Source organism: Vibrio sp. R11-SG3-ISO3-SZ (assembly GCF_059834345.1).
On the sequence record NZ_JCBDGX010000162.1, the window covers coordinates 1 to 6,567 of the forward strand.

The 6,567-nt window shown below is 46.0% G+C and carries 6 protein-coding genes and 1 pseudogene; 4 read left to right on the forward strand and 3 right to left on the reverse strand.

Annotated features, from left to right (window positions below; all coding sequences use genetic code 11):
• Positions 1-484, forward strand: a pseudogene (locus tag AC6R1O_RS17655) (hypothetical protein); the annotation flags it as partial.
• A 108-nt stretch (positions 485-592) separates the two neighbouring features.
• On the opposite strand, the gene AC6R1O_RS17660 reads toward AC6R1O_RS17655, so the two are convergent.
• Positions 593-1,951 (reverse strand): AcrVA2 family anti-CRISPR protein, encoded by a 1,359-nt coding sequence (locus AC6R1O_RS17660; RefSeq protein ID WP_500657513.1) that lies wholly within the window; start codon positions 1,949-1,951, stop codon positions 593-595.
• A gap of 153 nt (positions 1,952-2,104) precedes the next feature.
• Between AC6R1O_RS17660 and AC6R1O_RS17665 the strand changes: the two genes are divergently transcribed.
• Entirely contained in the window at positions 2,105-2,344 is a 240-nt protein-coding gene (locus tag AC6R1O_RS17665; protein WP_500657514.1) for a helix-turn-helix domain-containing protein, read from the forward strand.
• 38 nt (positions 2,345-2,382) lie between these two features.
• Here AC6R1O_RS17665 and AC6R1O_RS17670 read toward each other — a convergent pair whose 3' ends face one another.
• Both AC6R1O_RS17670 and AC6R1O_RS17675 read right to left on the reverse strand, forming a co-directional pair.
• The gene (locus AC6R1O_RS17670; protein WP_500657515.1) at positions 2,383-4,035 is read right to left on the reverse strand and encodes a hypothetical protein; all 1,653 of its coding nucleotides are present in this window, start codon (positions 4,033-4,035) and stop codon (positions 2,383-2,385) included.
• Positions 4,032-4,715 carry a hypothetical protein gene (locus AC6R1O_RS17675; RefSeq protein ID WP_500657516.1) on the reverse strand — a complete coding sequence of 228 codons (684 nt, stop codon included), beginning with the start codon at positions 4,713-4,715 and terminating at the stop codon, positions 4,032-4,034. Before AC6R1O_RS17675 ends, AC6R1O_RS17670 begins: the two co-directional genes overlap by 4 nt.
• A gap of 87 nt (positions 4,716-4,802) precedes the next feature.
• On the opposite strand from AC6R1O_RS17675, the gene AC6R1O_RS17680 reads away from it, so the two are divergent.
• Complete coding sequence (locus AC6R1O_RS17680) at positions 4,803-5,717, forward strand: hypothetical protein (RefSeq protein ID WP_500657517.1); 915 nt, start codon at positions 4,803-4,805, stop codon at positions 5,715-5,717.
• Positions 5,718-5,729: 12 nt separating this feature from the next.
• A partial coding sequence (locus tag AC6R1O_RS17685; protein ID WP_500657518.1) for a DUF2201 family putative metallopeptidase occupies positions 5,730-6,567 on the forward strand: 838 nt, incomplete at its 3' end.

Sequence of the window (6,567 nt, forward strand, 5' to 3'; positions counted from 1 at the left end):
AGAATTTCCCATCACTCAGTTAAATCGCTTGTTTGCCTCTCGTTCAACGATTGAGATCCATGACATGGTCTCTCAGCCAGATTTTGACCAGCTCATTTCGACCATTGGCCAAGAAAACATATTTAAAGTCGTTATTGATGTGGTCTCAGGGCCGAATGCTGTGGTTGATAAGGTATATCAGGCCAAGCTTTATTTGGAGAATGGTATTATCGAGTACAAAGTGGGTTGGACCGCCTACAAGGACACACGCGCTGACGAGTTGGTTGGTTCCATGTTGTATCCATTACTTAAATCGGGACTTGGTGACGTCACTAGCATTATTGTCGACAGTCAAGAAACACCGATTCCCCTGTCGCTCAATCATGCATCCATTGTGAATAGTATCCGCTCGGTGCTTAACATGACCAATAAAGCAATGAGTTATCCAGATAGTTGGTACGATGATCATGCAAAGTGGATTATCAACGATCTGACCACGGACTGATGCGGCTTTCCAACATTCGATTTTGGGCTATGGTTCATAGATAGCCCTTTCTAGTCACTCTTACTAAACGGATAGCTCAATTCCCTAAAAGGAATAACGCCAGTTCAGTCATTTTGTCACTATATACTGCTTGCTGACGACCGCTTCTTTGTCACCCTGCGCAACCGTGGTTGCCGCTATAAACTTAGGCTTATAGTATACGTTATCACCAGCACCATAGCGTTGATTGCGCAAAAAAGCGCGGCGGACGTGAGGACTGACCTTATAACCTGATTCGCCAGAACTGCGGCCACTGAACAGCGTCGATGTTGTGCGAATTACAATTTGGTCGGATAAGCCATTCAATTTCTTTGCGGCCCTTTTCTGATTCTTTGGTGATTTGCTGAGAATGCCATTTTCAATAACAGACCGCGCTTTGGTCTCTGTGCGACGAAATTGCGCAAAGTTGAGATAAGCCATGAAGTTGATGGCGACTTGGAGCAAGCGCACATTGTGGTCAACATCGATCTCTGTATTGGCATCGGGTAGGTGACTAAAGTTCTTCATCTCCCCTAAATACGGACCTGTCATCGCTACGTCAACATTACCTTCATACCACAGCACGGTGCGTCGGATCATGTCTTCAATTGACAACCCATCTTGGAGAAAGCAATCGATCTTAGTCAAAGTATCGTTGGCCATTGTGTCTTTGGGTTTGCCAACAAACACACATGACACCATGCGATACGGGAGCGAACTGTCCAAGCCTAGCGCATCAAGCGTGCCATCGTCGAAAATGTAGGGGTGTTGGGTGTGATCCGCTTCTGAGATGTAAAAACCATCGAGTTCATGATATCCCGTTGCTGCATCGTGAACTGTGAGGCCCAAGCTATCTTCGAGATGAAAATAGGTAAGCGGCGCTGGGGGGTGCATGAACGAAGTGTCGATACTGCGAGAGATATCCATTGTTGCTACCTCACGACACGTCTCCTGAGTAAAGCTAAAGGTCGGCGCCTTAGTGATTACATGCTGAAATGGGTACAAAAGAGTAAACAATGAGCCAGTACCAACCGTATCAAGCAATTGGACAAAGTTCGGGTAGGCGCTCCGCAAGTCAGGCATTCCTTTGATTAACACAGCGAGCATTTCGCTAGAGGCAGGCGACATGGCATCAAAGAAGCAAGATTTCACAATGGCAGGAAAGAACTCGCCATACACCGCTTGAATAGACATTGGCAAGCCCATGTCAAACGAGCGGACGGGATGAGGTATGGACACTGCTTTGCTGTTTACGGGCGATGTAGCCTTCAAGTGCATACGCTCAGTCAGCTTCATCGCCTCAGTTTGGTTGGACGTAAGTTGGCCAAGCTGATGAAGCTGTGTCAGTACGGCATGAGCGCGCACTTTCAGCTGAGCGTCTTCCTCCATCGCCAAGAATTGTTGCAACAGGCTGTGATGATCGATAGTCAAAGTGCGTTGTGCAGTCATTGTAAACTTCCATTCAAAATTACAAGATAACCATGCCATACAACAACGCCAAAAACAAGAACATTGTTCTTGTTTTTAAGATGAGTGGTGCTAGGATATTGCTAAACAAAGACGCCATCGTCGCGCCACTAAAGGATAGAGAAGGACCAGCACATGAATGATCAGATTGATGCAAAGGGGCAACGGTATGTCCGTATGGCTAGAGAAATGCTCCGGTACAATCAGGCACAACTGGCACATGAGTTGGGTTGGAAAGACTATAAACAAGTCAATAACATTGAAAATGGGCGCCGGCCCGTTCAAAAGCAAACGTATTTAGCGATAGAGTGCTTGCTAAGGCGCAAGCGTCTTTGGAAGGTCTTTACTACTACCTTGAACGATAAAGCCACTTGAACAATGGCTTTGTCGTCCATTTTGATAGTCCATTGCGCTTACTGCGGAGAAGCTGCTATGGCTTGTTGTCGCTCTTGTTCTAGCGTTGCAGCCTGCGTAGTCACTGTTATTGCATCCACAAAGGCTGTTTCGTAGGCTGTTTTTACCTTATCTGGTTCTTGCGAAAGGTTAATCATGGCCTCAGAATACCTATGCTCAGCACTTATTTTTTCAACCGGATTCGTTAGAAGGCGCGTAAAAATCTCTGACGGTATGTACTCACCCTTTTCAGTAACTCGCCCAAAATTGAGTACGCTAGCTGATTCCATTTTATTTGCATGATCCACCAGCGAGGCGAGTAAGTCATAAGTAGTCATTGCGATCATATTTACTTTATTGGCCTTAACAAGACCCGCGGTGAAGCATGCTCTCGTGTACTTGTCGAATTGGGTTGCGACTATTTTGCTAACGCGCAACTGTTCGTCTCTCGTCTTAGCAGGTAGGTTCATAGCCTGTTTGATGTTGACGAGTACCATGCTCTTAACTTGGCGTAAGTATCCTCGAGCCACCGATTCGCTCTCTGTACTGCGACTTTGTAGAGTTGCACTGAGCTTTTCTCTCATTGAGTCTGAGAGGTCGCCTTTTTCAATCATCTCTAACGCTGCCGGTCGCGCCAATGTCAGCATGTCTGAGTAGTATGTAACCAGTTTTTCTGACGACTCTTTACCTATATAGCTAGGGATGGTCTTCTCCAGTCTTGGCATCAGTGGCGCTGCTGTTACCCCTGCCCTAACTTGCGCGTCATATTCTGCCAAATAGTTTCGTATCTTACTTGTCAGATTATCCCAACTACGTGATGTGGCCCGTTGGCCACGGTCTTTCTTTTGTTTCGCTGGGTAAAATAGTGTCGGGTTATCCATGAGAAAGTTGTCGATGAAAGCCATCCCGTACTGGTCATCGTAGCGTTTTTCACCACGCTCCAGCCAATCACCAAGGGTGTCACATGCCAATCGAACGGCTGCACGGTTAAGAAGTGCAGCGCTATCCTTACTGGTATTGGTTCCGTCGATGGCGCCCAAGTTACCCGTGACGCATACGTAGCAACTATCCTTAAGGTTGATGTCATTTAATCGCTTGCTGAGCACTACAGGCATCGCAGAGTTTTTGATGGCCTCATTTGCATTGTCCAAGTCATCAAGCAGAAAGACACTTAACTTTTGTTTGGTCATTTTGGCGATACGACTCGGTGGATTGTAGAACGTCACGCCATTTTCAATATTTGGTACCCCTTGCAGCACCGTGTTTGAAATAGCACCGCCCAGCTGAGGTTCAGCCATGACAATATCATACGGGTCCACATGTTGATTATAATCTGGGTCGATGTATAGGTTCACGCCCATATGCTGAGCGATAGTTTGAGCCGCAACTCTGAATACCGTGGTCTTGCCTTGTCCCGCAGGTCCTTTTAGGTACATAGGAGTTACTTCTTCGGCAACATCAATGTACTGGTACCGAAAGATGCTGCGCCAAGCGCTTTCCAGCATATCATCCAATTTCTGGTCTTCGCCGCCCGTATGCCAAGTTCGAATCATGTCCTGCATGGCTTCAGGGAGCACTTCAGCAACACGACTTACTTCCATTCCAACCTCTCTAGCCATATCTTTGATGGGAGCTGGAATTACCTTGTAGTCTTCATAGCTTGGTCTTCTCATGCGTTAGCTCCTGCTTGGCAAAGTCTGAAGAATTCAGTCATCGATTTTCGGCTTGGTGATAGAGACGCAACAGTTATGTTGTCGGCCATATGTTCGATTTGCTCATCCGGCATTTCAGGTTCTGTTGTTTGAAGGCTATATGTGGCACTCATGATGACAACGATGTTTGGATGCTTGATAAGCGCTTTCGCAAAACTCTCCAAAATAGGTAAGGTTCTATCAAAATCGTCAAAATAGACCACAGCAAATGCCGCCATCCGTAACTTGCTTTCGATTTCTTCGAACATGCTTTGCATTATGTGTGTTGGAATGTTCTTCCATCGTTCAGCGCTAAACTGCATGATCAGTGCATTGTCTGGTACTGACTGTTGGGATTGGTATGAGATGCCTACGCTTAACGTTGAGGCAAGGAGTACGCTAGCTTCGTTGATGATGCTATAGATATCGTAATCACCGTTAGGATTCAGGATATATCGTCCAGTTGCGACGCCGCCTTCACTCGAGTTAAATCCGAGAACAGAGGCCTCTTTACTTCGGTAACGAATCCTTTTTTCTTCCGTGGATCGTAACGAGTACCAACAGTCATCTAGAATTAGTCGTTTCAACTCGCTTGCAGACTGAATCGGTACCTGTAACTTCGACTCAACCAGCGCAACTTCATCTGTAGCTAGCTCTTTCATTGTTTGTCCTTTCTATGCGCGTTGTCATATCATCTTTTTAGAATATATCATATATTATATTTGAAAAAGTTTAAAATTGAGTTGACCATGAAAGCATACAATGATCCCATTTTGCTGCTCAAAGAGATCAGCAATGCAGCAAGTCAAAATCCAAATCAGCATATTCAGTATGCTGAGAACCGTAAGGCACGCTTACATAAGGCGTTCTACAGCAACTTTGATCCCCTGAATTTCTCTGAAAGCATTGAAAGCCGCGTTGCTCCCTTGCTAAGCGGCGAGACCGATGAACTGCCCATTGTCGCCGGAATACCAGTCACCGACCTCATGGCTTATGGGGTAAAACGAATGAGCGAAATGCCGCGACAAGAAGTTGCAACGGCGATGCGTCAGGTTGAATCAGCCATGTGCAGGCTACTTGATGTTCACGATGTCTCAATGATGCCGATATCCATAGCGACTGCTGAGCTGTCCGAAGGTAAAGTTCACGTTCCCACATTTGGTGAGGTGGTTTTTCTTAAGTCCGCCACTGAAACAATGAACGCAGTCGTTGATTCTAGAGATTTCGGTATGCACATGATAGCTCCGTTTGAGCGATTCGTTACGCGCTTGACCAAGATTGATCCGAAGCAAGGTATTCGCTCTGAGCCCTTAGCCATAGTTGGCTTGCAACTGGCATATGGCCACCGCGATACCGTAGGATTCATGCATGATTCTGCTTTAGCTGCTGCATCCATGTATCTTCTTGAAAATCAACTTCCTAAACTTCCCAAGTCTGTCATTTCCAATCTAATTGATACAGCATCCAATACTGGCGTGGCACTGAAAGAACTAAGGCTATCTCAGACCCTACCTTTAAAAGACTATTTTGAGTGTAGTGACTCTCAAGAACTACTCGACAAATTTGAATCCGAATGTGTCCGCTCTGAGTCAATGCAGATTGTCGCGAGAAATCAAGATCGTATCAGCCACGATTATAACCCTAGTCAATACTTCGATATGTAGAGGACCAATACGATGTCAAAATTACTCAGCGACCCAAAGTGGATGGTCCTCTTCAATAAGTACGTAGAGAGTATTCGCGATGAGGGTATTGTTCGAAGGTCTTTTCCAAAGTATGAGCACTATTCCTACCTTGCTCGCAAGCTGCCCTTCTTCCTTTATGATAACGATACCTTCACGTCTTCTATTGGATGCAAAACAGCGTTTACTACAGGTGATGCAATTTACTTCAACAAAGACTTTTTCATAAAGCTAATGGAAGTGGACGCAAAATGCCTTGAGATTGGTCGTCCAGACCTTGCAAATGCGGTGGTGATGGTAATACTGCATGAACTCGCTCACTGTCTGAATGATGATTTCCGTCGCCTAGTTTCTCTCCCACCCCAACTAGTGAACATTGCGCAAGACATTGCGAACAATCTATCACTGCACTTCGATCTAGGAGTGTCCATTGATATCGATATCTTTGAAGAAATAACTGGGGTAAAACCATATGGTTTTACCCACGAAGAGTATGTTGAGTATGGAAACATGTCTTCAGAAACTATTGCTCTTTCGTTGTATCGTGCTGCCGTAGAAGAACTAAAGTCTCAGCAGGGGCAGCAGCAAGGCCAACAGGGGCAGCAACAAGGCCAGCAGGGGCAGCAACAAGGCCAACAGGGGCAGCAACAAAGCCAGCAGGGGCAGCAACAAGGCCAACAGGGGCAGCAACAAAGCCAGCAGGGGCAGCAGCAAGGCCAACAGGAGCAATCATCCGTATCATCTCCAATTCAGGGAGCCATAGAAGAAGCTGTTGAAGCACTAAAATCACCACAAACAAACTCCACCTCTACAGACGCTGATGACCACCTTA